The 26,406-nt window shown below is 67.8% G+C and carries 22 protein-coding genes; 15 read left to right on the top strand and 7 right to left on the bottom strand.

Annotation, left to right across the window (positions count from 1 at the left end; translation table 11 throughout):
• Window positions 1-147: 147 nt before the first annotated feature.
• Window positions 148-1,287: a glycosyltransferase gene (locus tag AB0B64_RS19135; protein ID WP_358178682.1), complete on the top strand. Its 1,140-nt coding sequence runs from the start codon at window positions 148-150 to the stop codon at window positions 1,285-1,287.
• A gap of 73 nt (window positions 1,288-1,360) precedes the next feature.
• Here AB0B64_RS19135 and AB0B64_RS19130 read toward each other — a convergent pair whose 3' ends face one another.
• Entirely contained in the window at window positions 1,361-2,956 is a 1,596-nt protein-coding gene (locus AB0B64_RS19130; protein WP_358178680.1) for an NAD-dependent epimerase/dehydratase family protein, read from the bottom strand.
• Between AB0B64_RS19130 and asnB the strand changes: the two genes are divergently transcribed.
• The 3 genes from asnB to AB0B64_RS19115 are packed head-to-tail and all read left to right on the top strand — an operon-like array spanning window position 2,955 to window position 7,356.
• Window positions 2,955-4,808, top strand: coding sequence for an asparagine synthase (glutamine-hydrolyzing) (gene asnB / locus AB0B64_RS19125; protein ID WP_357949741.1), 1,854 nt, complete (start codon window positions 2,955-2,957; stop codon window positions 4,806-4,808). The genes AB0B64_RS19130 and asnB overlap by 2 nt on opposite strands.
• Window positions 4,809-4,847: 39 nt before the next feature.
• Window positions 4,848-6,206 (top strand): polysaccharide biosynthesis C-terminal domain-containing protein, encoded by a 1,359-nt coding sequence (locus AB0B64_RS19120; RefSeq protein ID WP_358178678.1) that lies wholly within the window; start codon window positions 4,848-4,850, stop codon window positions 6,204-6,206.
• 7 nt (window positions 6,207-6,213) lie between these two features.
• Entirely contained in the window at window positions 6,214-7,356 is a 1,143-nt protein-coding gene (locus AB0B64_RS19115; protein ID WP_357949746.1) for a glycosyltransferase, read from the top strand.
• Here AB0B64_RS19115 and AB0B64_RS19110 read toward each other — a convergent pair.
• Window positions 7,313-8,584 (bottom strand): hypothetical protein, encoded by a 1,272-nt coding sequence (locus AB0B64_RS19110; protein ID WP_358178676.1) that lies wholly within the window; start codon window positions 8,582-8,584, stop codon window positions 7,313-7,315. The two genes, AB0B64_RS19115 and AB0B64_RS19110, sit on opposite strands and share 44 nt — an antisense overlap.
• Before the next feature lie 312 nt (window positions 8,585-8,896).
• Between AB0B64_RS19110 and AB0B64_RS19105 the strand changes: the two genes are divergently transcribed.
• Genes AB0B64_RS19105 through AB0B64_RS19090 form a run of 4 tightly spaced genes read left to right on the top strand, consistent with a single transcriptional unit; the run spans window position 8,897 to window position 13,472 of the window.
• Window positions 8,897-10,048: a glycosyltransferase gene (locus AB0B64_RS19105; RefSeq protein WP_357949752.1), complete on the top strand. Its 1,152-nt coding sequence runs from the start codon at window positions 8,897-8,899 to the stop codon at window positions 10,046-10,048.
• 4 nt (window positions 10,049-10,052) lie between these two features.
• Window positions 10,053-11,033, top strand: a complete 981-nt coding sequence (locus AB0B64_RS19100) for a GDP-mannose 4,6-dehydratase (protein WP_357949754.1) — start codon at window positions 10,053-10,055, stop codon at window positions 11,031-11,033.
• A complete protein-coding gene (locus tag AB0B64_RS19095; protein ID WP_357949757.1) occupies window positions 11,030-12,073 on the top strand; it encodes an MraY family glycosyltransferase in 1,044 nt (347 codons plus the stop codon). Before AB0B64_RS19100 ends, AB0B64_RS19095 begins: the two co-directional genes overlap by 4 nt.
• 4 nt (window positions 12,074-12,077) lie before the next feature.
• A complete protein-coding gene (locus AB0B64_RS19090; protein WP_357949759.1) occupies window positions 12,078-13,472 on the top strand; it encodes a polysaccharide biosynthesis tyrosine autokinase in 1,395 nt (464 codons plus the stop codon).
• On the opposite strand, the gene AB0B64_RS19085 is transcribed toward AB0B64_RS19090, so the two are convergent.
• The 3 genes from AB0B64_RS19085 to AB0B64_RS19075 form a co-directional block, all read right to left on the bottom strand.
• Window positions 13,450-14,031 (bottom strand): hypothetical protein, encoded by a 582-nt coding sequence (locus tag AB0B64_RS19085; RefSeq protein ID WP_358178674.1) that lies wholly within the window; start codon window positions 14,029-14,031, stop codon window positions 13,450-13,452. The genes AB0B64_RS19090 and AB0B64_RS19085 overlap by 23 nt on opposite strands.
• Window positions 14,032-14,107: 76 nt before the next feature.
• Window positions 14,108-15,886 (bottom strand): DUF4012 domain-containing protein, encoded by a 1,779-nt coding sequence (locus AB0B64_RS19080; RefSeq protein ID WP_358178672.1) that lies wholly within the window; start codon window positions 15,884-15,886, stop codon window positions 14,108-14,110.
• A gap of 15 nt (window positions 15,887-15,901) precedes the next feature.
• On the bottom strand, window positions 15,902-16,015 hold the full coding sequence (locus AB0B64_RS19075) for an LPXTG cell wall anchor domain-containing protein (RefSeq protein WP_358178670.1): 114 nt from the start codon (window positions 16,013-16,015) through the stop codon (window positions 15,902-15,904).
• Between the two features lie 797 nt (window positions 16,016-16,812).
• On the opposite strand from AB0B64_RS19075, the gene AB0B64_RS19070 reads away from it, so the two are divergent.
• The 6 genes from AB0B64_RS19070 to AB0B64_RS19045 are packed head-to-tail and all read left to right on the top strand — an operon-like array spanning window position 16,813 to window position 23,661.
• Window positions 16,813-17,970, top strand: a complete 1,158-nt coding sequence (locus AB0B64_RS19070; RefSeq protein ID WP_358178668.1) for an ROK family transcriptional regulator — start codon at window positions 16,813-16,815, stop codon at window positions 17,968-17,970.
• Window positions 17,971-17,980: 10 nt separating this feature from the next.
• Window positions 17,981-19,468, top strand: a complete 1,488-nt coding sequence (locus AB0B64_RS19065; protein ID WP_357949772.1) for a sugar ABC transporter ATP-binding protein — start codon at window positions 17,981-17,983, stop codon at window positions 19,466-19,468.
• A complete protein-coding gene (locus AB0B64_RS19060) occupies window positions 19,468-20,475 on the top strand; it encodes an ABC transporter permease (RefSeq protein ID WP_225292217.1) in 1,008 nt (335 codons plus the stop codon). Before AB0B64_RS19065 ends, AB0B64_RS19060 begins: the two co-directional genes overlap by 1 nt.
• Window positions 20,472-21,518 (top strand): substrate-binding domain-containing protein, encoded by a 1,047-nt coding sequence (locus AB0B64_RS19055; protein WP_357949776.1) that lies wholly within the window; start codon window positions 20,472-20,474, stop codon window positions 21,516-21,518. Before AB0B64_RS19060 ends, AB0B64_RS19055 begins: the two co-directional genes overlap by 4 nt.
• 11 nt (window positions 21,519-21,529) lie before the next feature.
• Window positions 21,530-22,660, top strand: a complete 1,131-nt coding sequence (locus AB0B64_RS19050; RefSeq protein ID WP_358178666.1) for a Gfo/Idh/MocA family oxidoreductase — start codon at window positions 21,530-21,532, stop codon at window positions 22,658-22,660.
• Window positions 22,657-23,661: a sugar phosphate isomerase/epimerase family protein gene (locus AB0B64_RS19045; RefSeq protein WP_357949783.1), complete on the top strand. Its 1,005-nt coding sequence runs from the start codon at window positions 22,657-22,659 to the stop codon at window positions 23,659-23,661. Before AB0B64_RS19050 ends, AB0B64_RS19045 begins: the two co-directional genes overlap by 4 nt.
• A 238-nt stretch (window positions 23,662-23,899) precedes the next feature.
• On the opposite strand, the gene AB0B64_RS19040 is transcribed toward AB0B64_RS19045, so the two are convergent.
• Window positions 23,900-24,391 (bottom strand): DinB family protein, encoded by a 492-nt coding sequence (locus AB0B64_RS19040; RefSeq protein WP_357949786.1) that lies wholly within the window; start codon window positions 24,389-24,391, stop codon window positions 23,900-23,902.
• Between the two features lie 440 nt (window positions 24,392-24,831).
• On the opposite strand from AB0B64_RS19040, the gene AB0B64_RS19035 reads away from it, so the two are divergent.
• Window positions 24,832-25,722, top strand: coding sequence for an NAD(P)H-binding protein (locus tag AB0B64_RS19035; protein ID WP_357949788.1), 891 nt, complete (start codon window positions 24,832-24,834; stop codon window positions 25,720-25,722).
• A 74-nt stretch (window positions 25,723-25,796) separates the two neighbouring features.
• On the opposite strand, the gene AB0B64_RS19030 is transcribed toward AB0B64_RS19035, so the two are convergent.
• Entirely contained in the window at window positions 25,797-26,378 is a 582-nt protein-coding gene (locus AB0B64_RS19030; RefSeq protein ID WP_358178664.1) for an ATP-binding protein, read from the bottom strand.
• Between the last annotated feature and the right edge of the window lie 28 nt (window positions 26,379-26,406).

The following is a 26,406-nucleotide window of genomic DNA, read 5'->3' as shown; positions in this document are numbered from 1 at the left end:
GGCCGTGCGGCTCTCATGCTGTCAAGGCTGTGCGGTCGCGAGGCCGTGCGGTCCCAAAGGGGTGATCACGGTGCGTTCTGGCGGACCTGATCAGTCCGGCAACACCCCGGACACAAGGATCATGCCAAGGGCATCGGAGGTCGCGTCATGAGGAGTCTGCACGTCTGCGAGGTCATCAAGGACCTGGGGGTCGGCGGCGCGGAGATGCTGCTCGTCGAGCGATTGCTGGCAGCGCCCGCCACGGGCGTGCGCTACACCGTCATATGCCAGGGCGCGAAGACCGACGAGCTCATCCAGCGGCTGCGCGCGGCGGGGACAGAGGTGATCAGCCTTGCCGCCTGGCCGCGGCGGCTCCGCCTCGCCCGGCTGGCGGTGGAGGTCAGGCGCTTGCGCCCGGACGTTCTCAATCTCCATTCACCCCTGCCCGCGTCGCTGCTCCGGGTGACGTCGCGGTTGTCCAGGCCGAGGCCCGCGCTGATCTCGACCGTGCACAACGTCCGCTACCGCCTGCCGACGATGCTGCTCGACCGGGCGACAGGATGGCTGGACGCCCGTACCGTGGCCGTCTCGCCGCAGGTCGCACGGGCCGTCGTCAGCCGGGGCGCGCGCAACCTGGTGACCAGGATCCACGGCATCAACGTGACGGAGATGCGCCGCCGGGCGGCGGAGGCCGCGCGGACGAGGCAGGGGTGGAACGTGCCCGAGTCCGCCTTCCTCATCGCGCACGTCGGCAACTTCCGCCCGCAGAAGCAGCACGGCGTGCTCATCGAGGCGGCGGCCAAGGTGGTCGACCGCGATCCGCGCGCCGTCTTTCTGCTGGCCGGCACCGGTCCCCTGTATGAGGAGACGGCTCGCCGGGTGGCCGACCTGGGGTCAGACAACGTGCGGCTCCTCGGACATGTGCCGGACGCCGCCCGCCTGATCGCTTCGGCCGATCTGCTCGTGCTCAGCTCCGCGCACGAAGGGCTGCCTGTCGTCGTCATGGAGGCCCTGGCGGCCGGCGTGCCGGTCGTGTCCACAGCAGTGGGAGGAGTGCCGGACCTGATCGACAACGGTCGCAACGGCCTGCTCACCAGGCCTGGAGACCCCGACGCGCTCGCCGAGGCCATCCTTCGGGCCATGCGGCCGGACACGCACGCCCAGCTTCGCGAAGGGATCCGGAACACCGCTGATCCTGTGGACATCACGCAGACAGCGGAGTGGTTCGAGCGGCTCTACGACGAAGTCGTCACCGATGGAGAGCGGAACGGCCGTGGTCGCGCGCCGCGCCGACGACACGGCTATTGAGGTGAGGGGGGACGGCCGAGCTGCCGGAATAGCCGGATCCCGCTGTTCGTACGCGAAACCCGGCGATCTTCCACTATTCCGGCGCGGGAATGACTTCGTTCTTGAGAGTCCACTCCACCTGCGTCGTCAGCCCGGTTCGCAGATCGATCGTGGGCCGATAGCCGATCACGTCTTTCGCCAGAGAGACGTCGGCATGCGTGTCCCGCACATCACCGGCCTGTCCGCTCCCGAACTCCAGCACGACCGGCCGCCCGACGATGTCGCCGACGAGGTCGGCCACGTCGAGCACCGAGGTGGTGACACCGGTGCCGATGTTCAGCGCCTCCGCTTCGACCTCCGCGTGCATGGCCATCAGATTGGCCTGTACGGCGTCCGCGACGAAAGTGAAGTCCCTTCGCTGCTTGCCGTCGCCCAGAATCGTGACGGTCTTCCCGGACAGCGCTGATTCGATCAACTTGCTGATCAGCATGTCGCGACGTTGCCGCGGACCGTAGACGGTGAAGTAGCGCAGCGCCACGACCGTTGGCCCGGATGGTCCGCGCCGCGCGTGAGCCAGGGCCAACTGCTCCGCGGCGAGCTTCGTCACCCCGTAGGGCGAGAGCGGGGCGGGGAGGTCCGCTTCGGTTACCGGTCCGTTCGGCGCACCGCCGTACACACTCGACGAGGACGACACCACGACACGACGGACCGAGGTACGGGCGGCCGCCTCCATCAGCAGATGAGTGGCGACGATGTTGCTCCTCGCATAGCTGGGGAACTCGGCTCCCCACGAAGGGCGGACGCCGGGCCGGGCCGCGATGTGAAAGACCGTGTCGGCCCCGTCGAACTGGGGTTCGAGGGGGATCTCCGCAAGATCGCCGCGAATCAGCGTGAAGCGGTCGCCGGTCTCGTTGAGCCGAAGGTTTCGCTCGGTGATCTCCGGCGGATGGCCCAGGCAATGGTCGATTCCGATGACCTCGTGACCGTCGTCGAGCAGTGACCTCGCGATGTGGGAGCCGATGAACCCGGCGACTCCCGTCACGACGATACGTTTCCCGGCCGGCCTGTCCACGGTATCCATGGGTTTCATCGATCGGTTCTCCTCACCTGAGTACAGAGAAATTGGCCGGCCCAGCGAGAACTGCTGTGAACCGGAATAGAAGCCCTTTACATCCTGTTGCCTCTTGGTGTCTCGCCGACGGCATCGAGGCATGCGGGTGGGAAATCCGGGATGGTCTCGACCGTCCCGCCGATATGTTCCGCTGGCCATGATACCGAGAATGATCGGGCGGGCACTTGTGGCGGGAAGGCGTGTTGCGTAAACGCGAGCAACCGGCGAATAGTCGTCTTCGATGTGCTTTGCTCCAGTCGCAAAGTCCGCAGACGATGTAAGGCGGGAGAAGCGGACGAAACGGTTGACGGCCTGGAGCCACGCCCACCTCGGTGGGGATGTCGCGGTGCATGGTCCACGGTGATCTAGGATCCGTTTCCAGCGAATCATGTGGGTTTTCAGGTCGTCGCGTTGCTCAATGCCTGGCGGCGCCGTTCCGCGGAATGCGGGAAATCCTGCCGCGCGGTCAATCGCCTGGTCCGGGAATACGGTTTTTGCGTTCACTGATGGAGGACCGATGTGCGGGATAGCCGGGATCGTATCGACGACACGGCCCGACCCGGCGCTGGTGCGCCGCATGTGCGAGGTGATCGTGCACCGTGGCCCTGACGGCGACGGATTCCACAGCGACGAGCACGCGGCGCTCGGCATGCGCCGACTGGCGATCATCGACCTGGCCTCGGGTGACCAGCCCGTTTACAGCGAGGACGGTCAGGTCGTCGCCGTCTTCAACGGTGAGATCTACAACTTCGCCGAGCTGCGACAAGACCTGGCCGCACGAGGGCACCGGCTGCGCGGGACAGGTGATTCCGAGTGCCTGGTCCACCTCTACGAGGAGCATGGCACCGAGATGGTCCACCGGCTCAGGGGGATGTTCGCCTTCGCCATCTGGGATCGCGCGCGAGAACGATTGGTCCTCGCGCGTGACCGCGTAGGGAAGAAGCCCCTTTACTGGCGTTCGGACGGCACCTCGCTGATGTTCGGATCGGAGCTGAAGTCCTTGGCGCAGGATCCGCGCCTGCGCCGTGAGGTCGATCCGGTGGCGTTGGACCACTATTTGACGTACAAGTACGTCCCGGCGCCGTGGTCCATTTACCAGGACGTACACAAACTTCCGCCCGGCCATCTGCTGGTCTGGGAACGCGGAAACGCCTCCGTGGACCGCTACTGGGCGCTGGACAGTTCGCCGCGACCGGTGCTGGATGAGAAAGGGGAAGAGGAGCGGCTACGTGAGCTGCTCTTGGAGGCCACCCGCATCCGAATGGTGAGTGAGCGTCCCATCGGCGCGTTCCTGTCCGGCGGGATCGACTCGTCCGCGGTCGTCGCGGCCATGGCCATGCAGAGCCAGGAACAGGTACGCACATTCTGCATCGGCTTCGAGGACAGTGATTATGACGAGCGGCACAAGGCCCGGATGGTGGCGGAGCGATATGGCACCGACCATCATGAGCTCGTCGTCACCTCCGACTTGCTGGACGTTCTGCCGCGCATTGCCTGGCACTTCGACGAGCCGTTCGCCGACGCCTCGGCCATCCCCAGTTTCTACGTCGCGCAGCTGAGCCGGAAGCACGTCACCGTGGTGCTCAACGGTGACGGCGGCGACGAGAGCTTCGGGGGATATCAGCGTTACGTTCGGATGGGGCAGGCCGAGCGGATACCGGTCATGCCCCGCGCACTGGCGATGGCGACCGGCCGCATCGGCGACATGATCGCGGACCGGACCACCGGCGGATCTCTGCCCCGGCGGCTCGCCCGGCTGATGCAGTTCGCCGCGGAGCGCCCCGCACGCCGCTACGCCCGCCTCATGTCCCAGTACACACACCGGCAGAAGTTCGCCGTCTACAGTGACGAACTTCGCGATCTTCTGGTGGGGGCGGACAGCTACCGGCTGCTCGACGAGGCGTTCGAGCGGTCATCGGCGGCCACCGACCTCGGCCGCATCCTGGACGTGGACGTGGCGAGCTACCTACCGGACGATCTCCTGGTCAAGGTGGATATCTCCGCCATGGCCAACTCTCTGGAGGCCCGCTCTCCGCTCCTGGACCACCACCTCATGGAATGGGCGGCCGGCCTGCCCATCGCACTGAAGGTGCGCAACGGCGAGACGAAGATCCTGCTCAAGCGGGCCGTCGCTCCTTGGCTGCCCAAGGAGATCCTGGGCTTCCCCAAGCAGGGATTCGACGTGCCGCTGGCGACCTGGCTCCGGGGTGAGCTGCGTGAACCGGCCTTCGACCTGCTCACCGACGCAACCGCCCGCGCTCGGGGCCTGTTCCGGCCACAGGTCGTCCGGAACCTCCTCCAGCGGCACGTCGAAGGGGCCGACCACAGTGTCCAGCTGTGGGCTCTCCTGCAGTTCGAACTCTGGTACCGAGCTCACGTGACCTCAGACGACCTGGTGATACCGGAAACCGGCTGTGCCCCTTTGACGTAGTCCCGGTGGCCGCGTGCTCACCACGACAAGGAAGATGTGATGCGTAGCCAGCGTGAGGTAAGAAGGCGGAGCCCCTCACAACCGAGCACCGACGTCGGTAACAGGCTCTCCTCGGGCGTGCTGCGCCTTCGCGCCTGGATCTTCTCGGAAACCTCGAGTACCGCCAGGATGGTGCAGGCGGGGACGAGCCAGTCACTCCGCCTCCTGCTGTCGACAGTCACCAGCATCTTGATCGCCCGCTACCTCCAGCCTGATGGCAGGGGTCAGTACGCGCTGATCGTCAGCCTGGTCTCCGGAGCGGCCATCCTTGGACATTTCACCGTCGTCAACACCCAGATCGCGCTCTGGAAGGACGGCGCTCTCAGCCGCGTGCTGACCGCCAACGGCCTCCTGCTCGGGATAGGGCTGGGCGCGGTGGCCGGCCTGGCCGTCTTCGTCGCGTCACCGTTGGTGTTCCCGAACCGGCCGGCCCTGCTCATGGCGGTGGCTCTGGCGGGGGTGCCCGCCATGGCCGCGATCGTCAACCTGCGGGGCATGCTGACGCTCCAAGCCAGGATGGCCCTCATCAACCGCAGCATCCTCGTTTCCGGCTTGATCAACTGCCTGCCCCTGGTGCTGCTGGCGGTGCTGGGCCACTTCACGATCTCTGCGGTCGTCATCATGTGGACCGTGTCCGCCGTCGTACCGCTCCCGTTGTACCTGCGGACGCTGCGCCCGAATCTCAGCCACGCCAGCTGGGACCTCGCCGTGCGCCAACTCGGCCTGGCCGGGCGCTACCACATCGGCCACATCGCCCAGTATTTCCTGCTGTGGTCGGCGGCGGACATCCTGCTGCTCAACGCGCTGGTGTCCGCGTCCGAGGCCGGTCTCTACAGCGTGGCGGTAGTCGTGATCACGATCGCCCGGGTGCCCGCGGACGCCGTCATTCAGGTCGTCCTGCCACAGCAGGCCAGCGGTGACATGACCACATCCGCCGCGGCTACCGCGCGCGCGCTCCGGCTCGCGTTGCTCTGTTCATCGGGCTGCGCGCTCTTCCTCGCCGCCGCCTCCCCGCTGCTGGTCCCCTTCGTGTTCGGTGCCTCCTATGAGAGAAGCGTCCTGCCGCTGGTCATCCTGGCCCCGGGGATCGCCGCGTACGCCATCGTGCGCCTGACGGGGCAGTACCTTATCCGGCTCGACCGCCCCCTCGGCATCTCCGGGATCACCGTCGTAGCGCTCGCTGTGAACATCGCGCTCGATCTGGTCCTGATCCCCTACATGGGTGCGGCAGGAGCCGCGCTGTCATCCTCGATCGCTTACGGCCTGCTGGCGGTCATCGAGGTGATGTGGTTCTTCCGGGCCCGCGCGGCTCCGGCGGAGCTTGAAGAAAGCGAACTTCAAGGAAGCGGGAAGGAGTAAAGGAGCCATGCGGAAAAGAGACCGATCCACTCTACGCCGTGTCGCATTCCTCATCGGGCACCTGGGGCGCGGGGGAGCCGAGGCTCAGATATCCCTGCTCGCGCAAGGTCTGTCCGGCAGAGGCATCGAGGTGCACATGTTCCTCATCTCGAAAAGCGGACCGCACGAAGCGGTCCTCCGTGACGCCGGAATAGAAGTGCATCACCTCGGCTTCGGCCGCACATCGTCAGGATCAGCTGATCTGCTGCGGTGTCTGCGGGGTTTCGCGCGTCTCATTCGATCGCTGCGGCATATTCGGCCCGAGGTGCTGCACGCCTATCTCTTCGAGGGCCGAATGCTGGGACCACCTGCCGCCTGGCTGGCGGGCGTGCCCGTCATGGTGGCCGGTCGGCGCAACGCGGGCGAGCCGGAACAACGCCACCGGCGGGTGCTCGTTCTCGAACGAACGATGACCCGGCTCACCGATCACGTCGTGACGAACGCGGTCGCCGTGGCTGAGGAAGCCCGCGCGATCACAAAGATCCCGGCACGCAAACTGAGCGTGATCTACAACGGTCTTCGGGCCTCCGCCTTCGAGCGGGCCGAGCCGGCGAGCATCGAAGACACCGAACTCCCTGTTGTGCTGTGCGTGGCCCGCCTGGCGCCGCAGAAGGGGCACGACATCCTGATCGAGGCCGCCTCCCGGCTGCTCCGGCGAGGCCGGCCGTGCACCTTCCTGCTCGCCGGCGAAGGCAGGGAACGGCACCGCCTGGAGGAGCTGGTCCGCGGGTCGCGGGTGGATGTCCGTTTCCTCGGTGACCGCACTGACGTGAAGGCGCTCCTGGCCAGAGCCGATGTGGTGGTCCTTCCCTCCCTTTGGGAGGGCCTGAGCAACGCGGTCATGGAGGCGATGGCCGCAGGACGGCCGATCGTCGCCACCGCGGTAGGCGGCACACCCGAATTGCTGGACGGCCGGGGCGTCCTGATCCCCGCGTCCGACGCGGAGGCTCTGGCCGACGGCATCGTCCGCGTCCTCGACGACCCGGACCTCGCGGCCTGTCTAGGACGCGAGGCGCGCGCCTGGGCGCGCGAGCATCTTGATGTGGACGTGCTGGTCGATCAGCACATCAATCTCTACCAGCGGCTCGCCCTGATCCGGAAGGACTGCTGAGCGCGGTCAGCGGCGGACGTGCGGCTTCTTCGATGTCCGCCGCCGGCCGCCTCCTGCTCCATGCCACCGCGGACAGCAGGCTCGTGAGCATGACGATGGGAATGCGCTGCCGGAAGATCAGGCCGACATTGGCCACTGTCGTCGCGTAGGCGATCGTGCTCGGCACGATGAAGAACAGCAGAATCATGAGCGATCGACGGTCATAACGCCAGAGCAGCCGCGCCCCGCGGATCGCGCTGTAGAGCATGAAGTACCAGACCAGCGTCTCGATCTTCGCCAGCTGCAGCGTCGCGCTGCCATCAGCCCAGGGGAAAGGAGCCAGCAGCGTGTAGAGCAACTTCGGGAGCAGCGAACCCCACGCGCTGCCGCTGTCCTCGAACAGCACGCCTGAACCCTGGCTGGCATATGAGCGGCGAGCCTCTTCTGACTGGCCGAACTCCAACTGTCCCAGTGCCGAATCCACGAACCCGTCGTCGTCGACATAGCCGGCGAAGAACAGGCCCGACACCACCAATCCGGCGGAGACGACCAGAACGCGAGTGAACGCCGCGCCCCGCGAACCCATGAGCCCGAGCAGCCACGGAACCCCACACATGAACACCATGTAGGCACGTACGTTGAGGAGCCCCCACAGCAATGCCAGCGTGGTGAGTGGCTTGCGGATGTCAAACCGTCGAGCGTTCGAAACGGCGAGGTAGAGACAGCTCACGACGAGGAACGCGTTGAATCCATCCTTGAACGTATCCGACGTGCACAGGAGGAACATCGGGGAAAAGGCGGTGATGGCCAGCAGGACGAATGCCGCCCGTTCGTCGGCGCCCACCAACCGCGCGAATCTGTACATGACGATGCACAGCGCGCACGCTATCAACGCCACGACCGCCACGCAGGCGAGCGGAGCCGGGCCGCCGCACAGATACATGAGGATGGCGAAGACATAACACGGTAGCGCTACGGAGTCGAAGCGCTCGGCCGGCACCGAGGTGGCGAACTGAAAGCCTTCGCGCTGCCAGAACGTGGCGGTCTCCAGGGACATGGCTTCGTACCCCAGATAGTCGCCGCCGTATCCGACGGCATCTGGCCGTACTACCGCGAAGTGAATGACGATCCGGGCGGCGAAGGCGGCAAGCAGCACCGGCAACACGTGCCACGCCGCCTGTTTGTCAAAACTTATCGAAACAAGGAAGACCAGTGTGATCACCGCGGCGGCCACGATAAGGTTTTCCACCCAAACTCCTCAACGCTCGTATTGGCGCCATATCGACCTCTATGTCGATGTGATCGGGACGGCACGACGAACAATACGACGAGCGGCTGCCGAGATCGGCATGGCACACCGAACCGCTGTAAGTCAGTAGGAAAGACGTCGGCCGGTCAGCTCATCCGAGCTGATTCCATAACCTGCGGGGACAAGATATGCAAATATTCCGTCGGCACCGCGACTCGGACCATTGAACGAGTCAAGGCCCAAGCTAGCTTCTGCGGCATGAAGACCCATTCCGCAGGAGCTTGTGCGAAGCCGGACGGCCGCATAAGAGTCATGGATGTCATCGCCCGGATGAACATCGGCGGCCCGGCTACTCAGCTGACGGGGTTGTGCGCGCAGCTGAACAACGACACCTTCGATCACCGCCTCTACACGGGTGACGTCAGTGGCGACGAAGGCGACCATTTCCTGCTCCGGGATTCGGCGATGCCGGTTCACCGGGTTCCTGGGCTCGGTCGCTCGATCAAGCCCGCTGATGACGTCCGGGCCGTCGCCCACCTGATCAAGGCGATACGCACGTTCCGGCCGCATATCGTGCACACGCGGACGACGAAGGCCGGATTGCTGGGTCGCGTGGCCGCTCGCCTGTCCGGCATCAACCCGGCCATGGCCCACGTGTTTCACGGGCATCTCCTTTACGGCCATTTCTCGCCGCCCAAGCGATTTGTCTACGTACGGACGGAGCGCCTTCTCGCGTCGATGTCCGATCGTCTGGTGACCGTGGGAGCCCGCGTCCGCGACGAGTTGCTGGAGGCCGGGATCGGCCGTCGCGAGCAGTACATCGTCACCCCGCCGGGCGTCGGGCTCGGCCCGGTCCCCAGCCGCGAGGACGCCCGCCGGTCGCTGGGACTTCCGCCGGACGCGCCCGTGGTCGCCTTCGTGGGCCGGCTCACCCAGGTGAAGCGTCCCGACAGATTCGTCGCCACGGCGAGGGCGGTGCTCCGGCAGGTGCCCGACTGCCACTTCGTCGTCTGCGGAGACGGTGAGCTCCGCGAGCAGATGGAGCAGGCGGTCACTCCCATGCGTGCCTCCTTCCATCTGCTCGGCTGGCGGAACGACGTGGCCACCATCTGCTCGGCCGCCGACATGGTCCTGCTGACCTCCGACAACGAGGGGATGCCCGTCGCGCTCATCGAGGCCGGCATGGTGGGCAGGCCCTGCGTCTCCACCAGGGTGGGCAGCGTCGCCGAGGTCATCAAGCACGAACAGACCGGTCTGGTGAGCAGCGCCGACGTCGGTGAGCTGGCCAAGCACACCGTACGACTGCTGACCGACCCAGACCTCAGGCACCGGATGGGCGAGGCCGCCCGCGACTGGACCACCTCCTCGTTCGGGGTGGAGCGCCTGGTGGCAGACACCGAGGCCATGTATCGATCGCTGTACGAAGAGCGCCGGGCACGCGCTTCAGCCAGAAGGGCGAGGTGACAACATGCGATATCTGCTGACAGGCGGGGCCGGTTTCATCGGATCCCATCTCACCGACGCGCTGCTGGCGCGCGGTGACTCCGTCGTGGTGGTCGACAATCTGTCGACGGGACGGACCGCGAACCTCGCGCTCGCCGCCGGCCACCCCCACCTTCAGTTCGTCCAGGGCTCCGTGCTGGACGAGCTCATGGTGGACGAACTGGTCCACGAGTGCGACGTCGTCGTCCATCTCGCGGCCGCGGTCGGCGTCAAGCTGATCGTCGAGCAGCCGCTCCGGTGCCTGACGACCAACATCCGTGGCTCCGAGGTCGTCATCGAGGCCGCGCATCGCTACCGGAAAAAGATCCTGATCACCAGTACGAGCGAGATCTACGGCAAGAACTCGTCCGGACCGCTGCGGGAGGACGCCGACCGCATCCTCGGCAGCCCGTCCGTGGTGCGCTGGGCCTACAGCACGGCCAAGGCCGTCGACGAGATCCTGGCCAACGCCTATCACCAGGAGCGCGGCCTGCCGACGATCGTCGTGCGGCTGTTCAACACCGTGGGCCCACGGCAGAGCCCGGCGTACGGAATGGTCATCCCCCGTCTGGTCCATCAGGCGGTCAGCGGCGCGCCGCTCACGGTCTTCGGCGACGGAAGCCAGACCCGCTGCTTCGCGCACGTCGCGGATGTCGTCGACGCGTTGCTGCGGCTCCTCGACCTTGAGGCGGCGGTCGGTCAGACCTTCAACATCGGCTCCGCGAACGAGGTGAGCATTCTGGACCTGGCGAAGCTGGTCATCGAGCACACCGGGTCCACCTCCGGGATCGACCTCATCCCGTATCACGAGGCCTACCGGCAGGGCTTCGAGGACATGACCCGCAGGGTCCCCGACACCACCCGGATCCGCGAGCTCACCGGCTGGGCTCCCCGGCACACTCTCGACGAGATCCTGACCGAGGTCGTCAAGCAGGTTCGCGAAGAGCTCACGGCGTCCAACCGGTGAACGCGACGATCGCCCTTGCCACCGGCGTGGCCGCCTTCGTGATCAGCTGTGCGGCGATCGTGCCGTTGAGGCGCCTGGCGCTGCAATGGGAACTGACCGATCGCCCCAGCGAGAAGAAGGCGCACGTCCGCCCGACTCCTTACCTGGGTGGCATCGCGATCACGCTCGGCGCGGTCGTGCCGGTGATCGCGGTGCTCGGCTTCGCCGAACTCCGGATCATGGCGATTCTCCTGGCGGGTACCGCGGTGTCGCTGGTCGGTCTGATCGACGACGTCGGCCCGCTGCGCCCGGTCACCAGGCTGGTCGTGGAGGCCGCGGCGGCCAGTGGGGTCGCGCTCGCCGGTGTCCACATAAGCACGCCGGCCAATGGATGGGTGGACGGCGGCCTCACGGTCGTGTGGATCGTCGTGATGCTCAACTCCTTCAACCTGCTGGACAACATGGACGGCGCGCTGGGAGCCGTCAGCACCGTCACGGCCGCCCTCCTGGGTGGAACGGCCTTCGTGACCGGCCACCCGGCGCTGGGGCTGCTGCTGATCGCGCTCGCGGGCACCAGCCTCGGCTTCCTGCCGCACAACTGGGCGCCCGCGAGGATATTCATGGGTGACTCCGGATCCCTGTTCATCGGATTCGTGGTCACCTGCTCGGCGGTCTTCCTGGTGAGGGGGCAGGGTCCGGGCGAGATGATCGCCGGATTGCTCCTGCCGACCTTCGTCGCCACCGTCGACACCGGCGTCGTGTTCCTCTCGCGGGTGCGGGCGGGCCGCTCGCCGCTGATAGGCGGTACCGACCATGTGACACACCGGCTCCGCCGGCTGGGGCTCAGCACCCGGACGGCCGCCGCGACGCTCGGCGCGCTGGCGGCCGTGGCGGGCGGCTGCTGCCTGCTGATGGCCATGCGCTGGATATCGCCCCTGGTCACGACGATGGTCGCGGGCGGAACCGCCATCGTTCTCATCGCCTTGCTGCAGGGTGTGCACGTCTACGTGCCGATCGAAGACCTCAAGGCTCCTCCAAGAATCCGCGAAAGGCGGCGTTGATCCAGTGGATTTGCTCTACTACATGCGGCTCCTGCGCCGAAACTGGCTGCTTCTCCTCATCTCGCTGGTGATCGGGATCAGCACGGCGGTGGTGGTCACCGCGAACACTCCGCCGCAGTACGTCGCGACGATCTCCATGCTGGTTTCCGGCCAGGACAGGGAAGGCAGCCTCTCCACCGCCTATCAGGCGGGCATGCTGTCGGCGCAGAGGGTGCAGTCCTATGCCACTCTGCTGTCCAGCCGCCGGGTGGTCAGCCAGATCACCACGCCCGAGGACATCCGCCGGATGCAGGCGAACATCTCCGCCGAGGTCGTCCCCGGCACCGTCCTGCTCCGTGCGACCGTCACCGACACCGACCCGGCCCGCGCCGCACAGCTGGCCAACGCCCTGGGCACGCGGTTCACGCAGCTGATCGAGCAGCTCGAGCGGGTCAATTCGGCCACCCGGCCCACGGTCAAGGTCACCGTGGTGGACCAGGCGGAGATCCCTCAGGCGCCGGTCAGCCCCAGGCCGGTGGTCAACCTGGTGGTCGCCGTACTGATCGCGCTGGTCATCGCCATCGGCTCGCTGACGCTCCGTGATCGTCTGGACACCACCATCAAGACCTCCGACGCGCTGCAGCGGGTCTCGAAGAGCTCGACTCTCGGGATCATCGGGTACGAGCGGGACGCGCGGCGTCACCCGCTGATCGTCCGTAGCGGGGGCCGATCGTCCAGGTCGGAGGCGTTCCGCTCACTCCGTACGAACCTGCAGTTCATCGGTGTGGACCGGCAGCCCAAGTCCCTGGTGATCACCAGTTGCCTGCCGAACGAGGGCAAGTCCTCGACCTCCTCCAACCTCGCGATCACCCTGGCCCAGGCGGGCTGGCGGGTGCTCCTGGTCGACGGCGACCTCCGCCGTCCGCGCATCCCGACCTACCTCGGCATCGAGGGCGCGGTCGGCCTGACGGACGTACTGATCGGCAAGGCAAAGCTGGACGAGGTGATCCAGCCCTGGGGCGAGCCGCGCCTGTTCGTGCTGCCGAGCGGCCAGATCCCGCCGAACCCGAGCGAGCTGCTCGGCTCACGAGGGATGCGCCAGGTGATCGACCAGGTCATGGACGACTACGACATCGTGATCGTCGACGCGCCGCCGCTGCTGCCGGTGACCGACGCCGCGACGCTCTCGGCGATCTGCGACGGAGTGCTGCTCGTCGCCCGGTACGGCAAGACCCGGCAGGAGCACATCGTCCGGGGCACGGAGTTGCTGGCGTCGATCAACGCGCGCATCGTGGGCACGGTCATGAACTTCGTCCCTGCCAAGGCCAGCCGATACGACGGCTACGGTTACGGCTACGGGTATGAGACCGACACCGGCGCCGAGGCCAGGGCCGCGGTCAAGGCGCCGACGGCTGTGTGAGGAGCCGGAGCGGGACGTCGAGCGATCTGGCGATCCTCCGTCCCGCCATCCGGTGGTGCCACCGGGTGCCACCGATGGGGTCGAGGATGTCGGGCCGGTCCACCGGCACCAGGCCGCGCAGCCCGCGCACCTCGTCGACCAGCGCGTGCGCCCGCCGTACGGGATCGCGATGACGCGTGACCGCCGCGGGCTCGACCGCGCTGCTCAAGGCGCCGAACTCGGCGATGGTGAAGGTACGCCCGGCGGCCTGGAGCTGCCTGGTCACCACTTCGGCGCGATGCGCGGCGGCGGCCGTCAGCACGAGGTCCGCGGCGGCCACCACCTCGGTGGTCAGCGGGCTGGAGACGAAGCCGCTGGGATCACCACCGAGGCGCAGCAGCGTCTGCCGCGTGTGCTCGGCCATCTCCATGCCCGGCTCGGCGTGGGTGCCCGCGCTGGTCACCCGGAACGCCGGCCCGAGGGCCGACCGGGTCAGCCGCTCCGCCAAGGGAGAGCGGCAGATGTTGCCCGTGCAGACGAACAGGATGTGGAAACCAGACGCGTCCCGCGTACCTTCCATGAGCGCGACGCTAGAACGCCCTGGTCAGACGGCCGTCGGCGGCGCGCCGGTCTTTACCCTTCGCTTCAGGTATCGATTATTTGGTGGGAGTCTCGAAGGTACAGCCCCGATGGTCCTGGGTGATGCTGGTCTGCTGGGGATGGACCAGTGGCTGCACGGGCACCAGCGGCGCCGCGTCCGAGGCGGGTTCGAGCAGGAGGAACTCCAGCGTCTTCGACTGCCGGGGCGCGAGCTCCAGCATGGTGGAGTAGACGGGGTGGGATCGTTCGACCTCTTTGATGATCTTCACCGGCTTGCCGTCGATCCGCACGCCGCCGTTCTTCGCGCCGACCCCCGTGTACAGCGACACCCACAGCAGGTTGGATCCGACGGCATGAGCGCGCTCCGGGGAGTCAAGGCGGCTGGTGACATACCTGGGCAGCTTCCTGTGCGGCACGTCATTGGTGAGACTGACCCGCACCTTCGTGACGCGTTGCCCGTCGGGACGGCAGGGTCCCAGCTCATAGTCGACCGAGCGCTTGAGGTAGTAGTCGAGCTTGTTGCCGCCGGAATTGTTGACCACCAGTCCGGCGAACGGTCCCGGCTCCTGCGGCAGCACACCGCCCAGCGGCGTCGTGGCCAGGCGGCGCTGCTCGACGCCCCTGCGGCTCCACACCTGGATCCGCCGCTCATCCACCATCTGCGCCAAGGTGGACATCAAGGTGCGGGGATCCGGATGGGACCGGGTCATCGCCTCGCTGACGGCGCCGGCGATCGTGATGAGGTACTTCTTACGCTCGTCCGGATCCTGGTAGCGGACATAGGCCACCCGCTCGGTCAGGTCGGTGACGTTCTCGGCGGTCACCGTCTCACCGCCCGGCAGAGTGACCGGGCCGATCAGCCGCAGCAGGTAGGAGAGCCCGACCGGGTCGGTCGCGATGGCGCCATCCAGCCGCCGGCCCGTCTGCCGCTCCCAGAGCGCGGTCCAGGTGGTCGCGGCGTACGGGAAATGCGGGGAAAGATTGGAATTGGAGAGCAGGGAAAGCGCGCTCGGCCCGTAACGCGCGCTGAATGCCGGCCCATTGTCGGCGACCGGCGCCGAACTCGGCGCGAGGCGGGTGTTGGCGGAGAGCCGCTGAATGCCGAGTTTTCCTTGCCCGGCTTTCAGAATGCCGAAGGCGCCCACCAGGCCGCCGGTTCCGCGCGCCTCGGCATTCGTCTGGAATGCCAGGAAATAGCGGCGTGGACCGTCATGGCCCAGCATCGGCGGTAGCAGGGCGGCGGCGTCGGCCGCGGCGCCGAGCCAGCCGTGCAGCCGATCGATCTGCTCCAGGGCCGTGACGCGGGCCTGGTCCAGCTCGCTCACGCCTGTGTCCGCCGGGGTTACGGACAGGCGTGAGCGCGCCAGAGCGACCCGGTCGGCGGCGGCGTCCAGGGCCGGTGCCGCCGACTCCAAATCGGCCAGCAGTTCGCCCATGTCGGTCATGGAAGCGCCCTTGGCGGACCCACCGGCCGTGATCAGCCGCGCGGCGGCCCGGTGCACGTCGGTCAGGGCACCGGTCAGCTTCGCGGCGGCCTCCGCCAGACCGCGGATGGTCGTCGCGCTCTCTCCGACCAGGGGAGTGTGAGCGAGCAACGACCAGTCCGGGCCGGAGGTGAGCCGGCGGGCCTCGGTCGCGTGCCACTGCGCGTCCGCGAGCGTCCCGGCCAGCCGGCCGGGGTCGCTCGCGCGCAGCAGGACCAGCGCGTTCCTGGTCGCCTGCAGGTGGTCCCGCACGCTCAAAGTGAGGTGCGCGGCCCAACCCCCGGCCAGCGTGAGACCCGCGGCGGGAGCCAGCAGGCCGGCGATGACAACTCGGCGTCTCTTACTTCGCACTGTGAGATCGGTGGCTTACTTCGCGCTGTACGAACGGCGACGCCGCATGGCGATCAGCGTGCCGGCGGTGCCCGTCAGGAGCATGCCGGCACCGGCCGCGGCCAGGGCCTTCACGGGCGCTCCCGTCATCGGCAGCTCCCTGTGGTGGCCATGGCACCTATGGCCACAGCACCCATGGCCACAGCCCCGATGGCGACGATGCCACCCACGGAACTCCTCGGGGTCGATGTCGACGTCGATGTTGACGTGCGACGACGACGTCGAGGTGGCCCTCGGCGTGGCGGCGGCACTGGCACTGGCAGTGGGCCTCGGCGGATAGGGTCGCGGGCTCTCGGTGCTCATGGGTGCCATCTGGCTGTCCGTGGAGGCGGACGCCAGTCCTGCGGTCCCGAAGGCGATCCCACCTCCCACGGCCATCGCCACGAAAATAGGTATCGTGATTTTTTCTCTCATTTCGGACTCCCCGTATGGATGGCAGTTCGGGTCGTGGGACATTTCGCCCGGAATTCCAGCGAAGTGTTCGCCACGGAACCCGTTATATGCGCCCTCTTAATGGGTGCTCCGGTCGCCGCACAGTTCTTACCGAATGACCACTAATGGTTCTCCAGATGTTGACGGTCTGTCGGGCGCCGATGCTCCGCGGGGCCGTCCCGGGGCTGTGTCGCTCTCGCGGGGAGGTCGCTCCGAGGCGCTGGGGCGTGTGAAGGCGGGCTGCCAGCGCGGGCGGCGGGGGGTCGTCGAAGCGTGGGGCGGCCGGAGCGTGCGGCAACGGGCCGCCGCAGGGTGGCGCGCGTCGCGACCTCACTGGGGCCGAACTGCCCTTATGTCCGAATTCGGGGATCTTTGTTTGATTATCGGCGGAAGTAGGGATGGTTTGGGCGGCTAACACTCTTGATTTGCCGCTTGTGTGATCTTATTGTCGCCGCATGACCTCCGCTCCGGGCTCGCCCGGTGACGTTCTGACGCTCATCAGCGCCGGTTCCGCTACCACCCGCTCGGACCTCGCCCGGCTGACCGGCCTGGCCAGGTCCACGATCAGCCAGCGCGTCGACGCGCTGATCGAGCGCGGCCTGGTCTCCGAGACCGGAAGCGGCGAGTCCACCGGCGGCCGGCCGCCGCGGCAGTTACGCCTGCACACCGCGGACCACGCCTTCGCGGGCGTCGACCTGGGCGCCACGCACTGCAGGATCGCGCTGATGGACATCTCGGGCGACGCGCTGGCCGAGTGCGAGGACCCGCTGCTGATCGCCGAGGGTCCGGAGACGGTCCTGGCCCACGTCGACGAGCGGCTGGACCGGTTGCTCGCCGAGGCGGGACGGCCCCGCGCCGCGCTCAAGGCGATCGGGATGGGGGTGCCGGGGCCGGTGGAGTTCGCCACGGGCCGGCCCAACAACCCGCCGATCATGCCCGGCTGGAACGACTACCCGATTCCCGAGCACTTCGCGGGCTGCGCCGTACTCGTCGACAACGACGTGAACGTCATGGCGCTCGGCGAGCACCGCAACGCCTACCCCGACGCCGAACACCTGCTGTTCGTCAAGATCGGCACCGGCATCGGCTGCGGCATCGTGGCCGAGGGCAAGCTGCACCGCGGCGCCCAGGGCTCGGCCGGCGACATCGGCCACATCCGGGTCTCCGGCCACGAGGACGCCGGCTGCCGCTGCGGCAACAGCGCCTGCTTGGAGGCCGTCGCCGGCGGCGCGGCCGTCGCCAGGAGGCTGACCGAGCTCGGCACGCCCGCCGAGACGGGGGCCGACGTCGTGGCGCTGGTACAGGCGGGCAACACCCAAGCGCTCCGGCTGGTCAGAGAGGCGGGCCGGTTGATCGGCGAGGTGCTCGCCAGCCTGGTCAACTTCTTCAACCCCGAGGTGATCGTCATCGGCGGCGCCCTGTCCCGGGTCCACGAACACCTGCTCGCCGGCATCAAGGAGACCGTCTACCGCAGATCGCTGCCGCTGGCCACGCATCACCTCTCGATCGTGCCCAGTCGTACCGGGATCAACGCCGCCGCGCTGGGCGCCGGGATCCTGGCGATCGAGAACTACCTGTCACCCGAGAACATCAACCGGATCGTCAACGCCTGAAGGGACCCCAATGCTGGTCATGAGGGGGATCGTCAAGCAGTTCCCCGGCGTGCGCGCGCTCGACGGGGTGGACCTCGACGTGAGCGCCGGCGAAGTGCACTGTCTGCTCGGCCAGAACGGCGCGGGCAAGTCGACGCTCATCAAGGTGCTGGCCGGGGTCCACCAGCCAGACCAGGGCACGATCGAGTTCAACGGAGCGCAGGTCAGGGCGGGCAGCCCGATCGACGCCATCAGGCTCGGCTTCGCCACCATCTACCAGGAACTCGACCTCGTCGACGGGCTCAGCGTCGCGGAGAACATCTTCCTGGGCCACGAGCACGCCCGCGCCGGCTTCGTGAACAGGGGAGCGGCCAACCGGGCCGCCGCCGCGGTGCTGGCCAGGCTCGGCCACCCGGAGATCCGGCCGAAGGCCGAGGTCGGGCGGCTGGCACCGGCCGCCAAGCAGGTCGTCTCGATGGCCCGCGCGCTCTCCCACGAGGCCCGTCTGATCATCATGGACGAGCCGTCGGCCGCGCTGGCCCACGACGAGGTGGCCAACCTGTTCCGCATCATCCGCGAGCTCACCGCCCAGGGCGTCGCCGTCGTCTACATCTCCCACCGCCTGGAGGAGATCCGCGAGATCGGCGACCGGGTCACCGTGCTCAAGGACGGGCGCACGGTCGCCGTCGGCCTGCCCGCCCGCGACACGCCGACCTCCGAGATCGTCTCGCTGATGACCGGCCGCAACGTCGAGTACGTCTTCCCGCCCCGCGCCGCCGAGTCTCCGGGTGAGGAGGTGCTGCGTGTCGAAGGACTCAGCTCGCCGGGCGCGTTCGCCGACGTGTCGTTCTCGGTGCGCGCCGGTGAGATCGTCGGGCTGGCCGGGCTGGTCGGCTCCGGCCGTTCGGAGATCCTGGAGGCGGTCTACGGCGCCCGTCGCGCCTCCGGGCGCGTCCTGCTGTCGGGCAAGGCCGTGCGGCGGGGCGACGTCGTCGGCACCGTACGGCAAGGCATGGGCCTGGCCCCGGAAGAACGCAAGGCCCAGGCGCTCCTGCTCGACCAGAGCGTGACCGCCAACATCACTCTGGGCAGCCTGCCGGAGTTCGCCACGTTCGGCTGGATGAACCGGGTGCGCGAGAAGGCCGAGGCGCGGCGCCTGGTCGAGATGCTCGACATCCGCCCGCCCGACCCCGAACGGCCGATCAAGACGCTGTCCGGCGGCAACCAGCAGAAGGCCGTACTGGCTCGCTGGCTGCTCGGCGGGCGCAAGTTACTCCTGCTCGACGAGCCGACCAGGGGCGTGGACGTCGGGGCCAGGGCCGAACTGTACGCGGTGATCCGCGGGCTGGCCGACCAGGGCATCGGCGTGCTGCTGGTGTCCAGCGAGGTGCCCGAGGTGCTCGGCCTGTCCGACCGCGTGCTGGTGCTGCGCGAGGGGACGGTCATCCACCAGGGCGACGCCCAAGAGCTCGACGAGCATCGCGTGCTCGACATGATCATGGATGGGAGAGCCGCCTGATGAGCAACCCCGCAGAAGCGGGCCCGCAGAACCGCCTGGCCGTGCGGGCGCCCGGTCCGCTGGCCTGGCTCGGAGAGGCACGGCACCTGGGTTTGGTGGTCGCGCTGGTACTGCTCGCGATCGTCGGCCTGGTCACCAAGCCCGAGAACTTCGCCACCACCTCCAACCTGGTCAGCATCCTGTCGCTGGCCGCCACGATCGGCGTCATCACGGTCGGCGCCACGTTCGTCATCATCGGCGGCGGCATCGACCTGTCGGTGGGCGCCACCATGGCCCTGGCCTCCGTCTGGGCCACCACACTGGCCACGCAGGCGTACGGACCGGCCGTCATGGCCGTCTGCGCGATCCTCGTCGGCACCGGCACGGGCCTGGTCAACGGGCTGCTCATCGCGTACGGGCGGCTGGTGCCCTTCATCGCCACCCTGGCGATGCTGGTCGCGGCGCGCGGGCTGGCCCAGCGCATGTCCGACCGCAAGACGCAGATCATCCAGTCCGACAACGGCGCGATCGTGGACCTGTCGACCACGCGGCTGCTCGGCGTGCCGCTGCTGGTCTACATCTTCGCGTTGGTCGTGGTGCTGGGCTGGATCCTGCTCAACCGCACCACGTTCGGCCGCCGCACGTACGCGGTCGGCGGCAACCCCGAAGCGGCCCGGCTGGCCGGCATCAACGTCCGCCGGCACACGATGCTCCTGTACGCCCTGTCCGGGCTGTGCTGCGGCATCGCCGCCATCCTCATCATGGCCCGCACCACCACGGGCTCCTCCACACACGGCGACCTGTACGAGCTCGACGCCATCGCCGCCGTCATCATCGGCGGCACCCTGCTCACGGGCGGCCGCGGCACGATCATCGGCTCGATCCTGGGCCTGCTGATCTTCACCCTCATCACGAACCTGTTCATCCTCAACGGGCTCAACACCAGCGACCAGCTGATCGCCAAGGGCCTGATCATCGTCGTCGCCGTCCTTCTCCAGCGACGGAACCTGAAGGAGAGAGCACCATGAGCAACAACGTCGCGCGCAGGGGTTTCCTGGTCGGTGGAGCCGTGATGTTAGCGGCCGGCTGCACCAGCAACGAGCCCGCCGCCGCGCCCTCGTCGGCGGCGCCCGCTCCCGCGCCCGCGGCCAGCGGCAACGACCAGCCCGGCACCAAAGTGGTCATCGGCTTCTCCGCGCCCGCCGCCGACCACGGCTGGATCGCGGCCATCGCCAAGAACGCCGAGTCCGCGGCCAAGCAGTATTCGGACGTCGACTTCAAGCCCGTCGAGCCCACGAACGACATCAACCAGCAGATCTCCGCCGTCGAGTCGCTGATCGCGGCCAAGGTCAGCGCCCTGGTGATCCTGCCGAACGACGGCCAGCAGCTCAACCAGGTCGCGCTCCAGGCCACCCAGGCCGGCATCCCGGTCGTCAACCTCGACCGGATCTTCCCCGACAAGCTGGCGTACCGCACCTGGATCGGCGGCGACAACTACGGCATGGGCGTCGCGGCCGGCCAGTACATCGGCAAGCAGCTCAAGGACAAGGGCGTCTCGAATCCGGTGATCGTGGAGATCCAGGGCATCGCGACGCTCCCGCTGACCCAGGACCGCAGCAAGGGGTTCGCCGACGCGCTGAAGACGTTCGGCTTCAGCGTCACCGCGAAGCAGGACGCCAAGTTCACCGTGGAGACGGGCAACTCGGTGGCCGCCAGCCTGCTGCAGGCGCACAAGAAGATCGACGCCCTGTGGAACCACGACGACGACCAGGGTGTGGGCGTGCTCGCCGCCATCAAGGAGGCGAACAGGAACGAGTTCTTCATGGTCGGCGGCGCCGGCTCCCTGAACGCCATGAAGGAGATCCAGTCAGGCACCTCCGTGCTGAAGGCCACGGTCACCTACAGTCCTACGATGGCCTCGTCGGCCATCAAGCTGGCCAGGTTGATCGCGCAGCAGAAGGGCATGAGCGACCTGGTGGAGAACCAGGTGCCACAGTCGATCACGCTCGCGTCGGAGACCATTACCAAGGAGAACGTCGAGAAATACCTGCCACTCGGCTTCGAATCCTGATCGGGGGTTGCATGTCAGACCAAACCACCGTCGGCGTGGGCATGATCGGCTACGCGTTCATGGGCCGCGTCCACTCCCAGGCATGGCGCAGCGTCGGCGCCTTCTTCGACCTGCCGCTGGCACCGCGCATGGCGGTGCTGGCCGGTAGGTCCGAGGAGCACACCGCCGCCGCGGCCGCCCGGCTCGGCTGGGCCGACACCGAGACCGACTGGAGGGAACTGGTCAAACGCGACGACGTGCAGATCGTCGACATCTGCACGCCGGGCGACTCCCACGCCGAGATCGCCATCGCCGCCCTGGAGGCCGGCAAACACGTGCTCTGCGAGAAGCCGCTGGCCAACAGCGTGGCCGAGGCGGAGGCCATGGTGCGGGCGGCGGCCTCGTCGACCGGCAAGAGCATGGTGGCCTTCAACTACCGGCGGGTGCCCGCGGTGGCGCTGGCCCGGCGCTACGTCGAGGAGGGCAAGCTCGGCGAGATCAGGCACGTACGAGCCCAATACCTCCAGGACTGGATCGTCGACCCCGCATCTCCGCTGGTGTGGCGGCTGCAGAAGGACAAGGCGGGATCGGGCGCCCTGGGCGACATCGGGGCGCACATCATCGACACCGCCCAGTTCATCACCGGCCAGAACATCGTGGGCGTCTCGGCGCTCACCGAGACGTTCGTCAAGGAACGTCCCGTGTCGGCGGGCTCATCGGAGACCGGGCCCGTCACCGTCGACGACGCCGCGCTCTTCATCGGGCGGCTCACCGGCGGTGCCGTGGCCTCCTTCGAGGCCACCCGGTTCGCCACCGGCCGCAAGAACGCGCTGCGCATCGAGCTCAACGGCTCGAACGGCAGCCTCGCCTTCGACTTCGAGGCCATGAACGAGCTGTGGGTCAGCGAGGGCGACAGCGGCTTCAAACGTATCCTCGTCACCGAGGCCGACCACCCCTACGCCGGGGCGTGGTGGCCACCCGGACACGGACTCGGGTACGAACACACATTCACCCATGAGGTCAAAGACTTCCTGGAGGCGATCGCCCAGGGCAGCGACCCGGCACCGTCGTTCGCGGACGGGCTCCGGGTGCAACGCGTGCTCGCGGCGGTCGAGCGTAGTGCGGCTGACTCCAGCCGTTTCACAGTTGTGGAGGACATATGAGACCGGTCACCTTGTTCACCGGCCAGTGGGCCGACCTGCCGTTCGAGGAGGTGTGCCGGCTCGCCGCCGAATGGGGCTACGACGGCCTCGAGATCGCCTGCTCCGGCGACCACTTCGACGTGGCGCAGGCGATCAGCGACCCGTCGTACGTGTCCGCCAAGCGGGCCCAGCTCGACAAGCACGGCCTCAAGGTCTGGACGATCTCCAATCACCTTGTCGGCCAGGCGGTCTGCGACCATCCGATTGACGAACGCCACAAGGCCATCCTGCCCGCCCGCATCTGGGGCTCGGGCGACCCGGAGTCCGTACGCCAGGCGGCCGCCGAGGACATGAAGAACACGGCGCGAGCCGCGGCCCTGCTGGGCGTCGACACGGTGGTCGGCTTCACCGGCTCGTCGATCTGGCACACGGTGGCCATGTTCCCGCCGGTGCCGGCCTCGATGGTGGAGGCGGGCTACCAGGACTTCGCCGACCGCTGGAACCCCATCCTCGACGTCTTCGACCAGGAGGGCGTCCGCTTCGCCCACGAGATTCACCCCAGCGAGATCGCCTACGACTACGTGACGACCCAGCGCACCCTGGAGGCCATCGGCCACCGCCCCGCGTTCGGCCTCAACTGGGACCCGTCCCATATGGTCTGGCAGGACCTCGACCCGGTGGCGTTCATCCTGGACTTCGCCGACCGCATCTACCACGTGGACTGCAAGGACACCCGCGTCCGCGTGGGCGACGGCCGCCGCGGCCGCCTGTCCTCCCATCTGCCGTGGGCGGACATGAGGCGCGGCTGGGACTTCGTCTCCACCGGCCGCGGCGACGTTGCCTGGGAGGACTGCTTCCGGGCGCTCAACTCGATCGGGTACGCGGGCCCGATCTCGATCGAGTGGGAGGACGCGGGGATGGACCGGCTGGACGGGGCCCGGGAGGCACTGGGCTACATCCGCGGCCTCAACGCCATCACCCCACCGACCACCGCCTTCGACGCGGCCTTCTCCACCACCTGACCTGACTGCCCTGGCGCGCCCGACACGCATGGTCATCGCGTGTCGGGCGCGCTTCGCGCGAGTGGCGCTCAAGCGTGCTTCCCAGGGGGCTCCCGCCCCCTTCGACCCCCGACAAGCGCGGGCTTCGCCGTGGCGCGCTTCGCGCGGACGGCGCTCAGGCGTGTTTCCTTGGGGCTCCGCCCCGGCGAGGGGCTCCCGCCCCTCGCGAACCCCATGCCTTGCCTGGTTGGCGGACCAGCTATCGAGGCCCGAGTCCCGTCTTGCCGTCGAGTAGCTCGCGTGCGGCGTCGAGGTGGCCCGCATGGCGTGCGGTCTCCTCGATCATGTGCAGGACGATTCGCCGCAGGTCGGTGACCTCGTCCCCGAGCGGACCGGGGTGACGTCCTCGCGGGGGAGCCGAGAGCGGAGTCGCGGCGAGGACCGCGTTGGACCGCTCGCACTGGTCCCGGTAGAACGCGAAGACCACGGACGGTGGTCGCGGTGTGGTCAGCGGCATGTGGTCGTCGGGCCAGGCCAGCGGCTCGGCGTGCCCGGTGGCGATCTCCTGGAACCAGTGCCGCTCGGCGTGGCCAAGGTGCTCCACGAGCCCCAGAACCGTCCATCCCGAGGGCAGGACCGCGGTTGACAAGGCTTCGACCTCGAGGCCGTCAACGATCGCCAGCACGCTGGCCCGTTGCGCCTCCAGGAACATCAACAGCGCGTTCTTCTCGCCGTCATCCACCGGGTCCACGCCCTCTCTGATCAGGCAACGAAGAGCTGCCGGAAGAGCTCCTGCAGGATCGTCACCGGCGAATGCCGCAGGTTAGCAAGCGGAACCGACATTTATTGGACACCGCCACGTCAGGCCCGTCGGGCTTCCTCCCGGCTCGGCCTGCCCCAGCCGGTTGGTCTTGCGCACGGAGGATACGCGGGTATGTGGGAGCCATTACCGCAACCGGATCCGCGTGACGATCATGGATATGGCGCGTTGGCATGACGGCGTGCTGATGCGTTGACAGCTGAGCAGGTGGAGTCGTGGTAGCTCGGTTCGGCCACCGTTTTGGCAGGTCGGAGCCTTGTGGGCGGCGCTGGACATGCTTGTGTCGTGCCTTCGCCTGTGATCCACTTCCAGGTACGTAGTCGGCAGCAGGGGCTCCGCGATCCACAGCGACCCCGGATAGAGGGAAACCCATGTCTGAAGCGAACCACGCCACGGTGGCGGTCACCGGGGTGACCGGGGCGCTGGGCAGCCGGATCGCGGCCCGGCTCGCCGAGCATGGCGTCCCCCAACTCCTCGTCGGACGCAGCCCCGACCGCATACCCGAACTGCCAGGCGCCCAGCGACGCGGTCCGGCCGCCTACGCCGACGCCTCGGACATGCGCGAGGCGCTCGAGGGCGCGTCGACCCTCGTCCTGGTCTCCGGACATCGCACGGGACGTCGGTTGGAGGAACACGCCACCGTGGTCGAGGCCGCGATCGCGGTCGGCGTGAACCGGGTCCTGTATGTGTCCCTCGTCGGCGCGTCGCCCATCGCCACCTATGTCAACGCCCGCGACCAGTGGCTGACCGAACAGTTCCTGGCAGGGGCCGGGATCCGCCACACGGTGCTCCGGGCGGGCATCTACGCGTCGACGCCGGCCGCCCTCGCCGACGAGGAATTCGTCGTGAGCGGCCCCGCGAGCACCGGCCGGGCCGCCTTCGTCACCCACGAGGACATCGCCGACGTGATCACGGCCGTCGCGCTCGATGAGGGTCCCCGCTCCGCGTACGACGGCGCGATCCTTGAGATCACCGGGCCCGAGGCCCTGACTCTCGACGAAGCGGTCACCCGGATCGCCGCGGCCACCGGTCGGCCTTACCGCTTCGAATCCGAGACTCTTGAGGAAGCCTTCGCACGGCGATGGCGACTGGGCATCAGCGGAGAGCAGATCGAGACCTGGATCTCGTGGTTCCAGGCGATCGAGAAGGGCGAGGTCTCCGTGGTCACCGACGTCGTCTCCCGGCTCACCGGCTCACCGGCGACCCCGATCGCAGACGCGGCCTGGTGGCCAGCGCCGAAGACGGCGCGTGGTATCCGCTGAGGGCCCTTCTCGGTCGCGCGCTCTTCGGACGGTTCGCCCGGGATCCTGTTCGTCACCTGGACGCGGCGCCGCACTCAGGTCGTGGCTGAATGGTGGGCTTCCAGACATGTGGATTCGGCATTCGGCCTTACCGTCCGAAACTTCACGTTGGCCCACACGATGCGGTGATCAACTGCGGTGACAAAAGTCCCCCAGCATCCGTTGGACAGATCAGCGACAATGCGAATACCGCGCCCCGATTCGGCCTCGGGAGCGGGCTCGGCCATGTGCGGCTCAGCGCCAAATGCGCCGGGATCGGTCACCTCGACGCGAAAGAAGCCGTTCCCGCGTCCCACGCTCACCGTGACCCACTCGCGGTCCGGGCCTCCTTCTACGTGCTCGCAGGCGTTCGTGACCAGCTCAGAGACCACCTGCTGCACATCGGGCACCGTCGGATGGTCGTCCGCGAGCCACCAGGCGACAGCCGCGCGCGCCTGTTTCGGCGCCATACGGCCGCGCCGCAGCCGGGTTGCTCCGATGAGAATTACATCTTCTGCTCGCATTGGCATGGAAATCACCTGACTCGCCCGAATTTCTGTGCCGTTATAACACGCGATCTCGAGAATTCGTGTGTCGCACGGGGAATTGTTGGCCTGAAACACTGGTAAGCGTGCCATCCGGCAGGTAATTTTTGGGATGACCGTA

The organism is Nonomuraea sp. NPDC049129 (genome assembly GCF_040648495.1).
In the GTDB taxonomy this organism is placed as follows: domain Bacteria; phylum Actinomycetota; class Actinomycetes; order Streptosporangiales; family Streptosporangiaceae; genus Nonomuraea.
The sequence above is the reverse complement of the archived record's forward strand: the minus strand, read 5'-3'. Positions and strand labels throughout refer to the sequence as shown.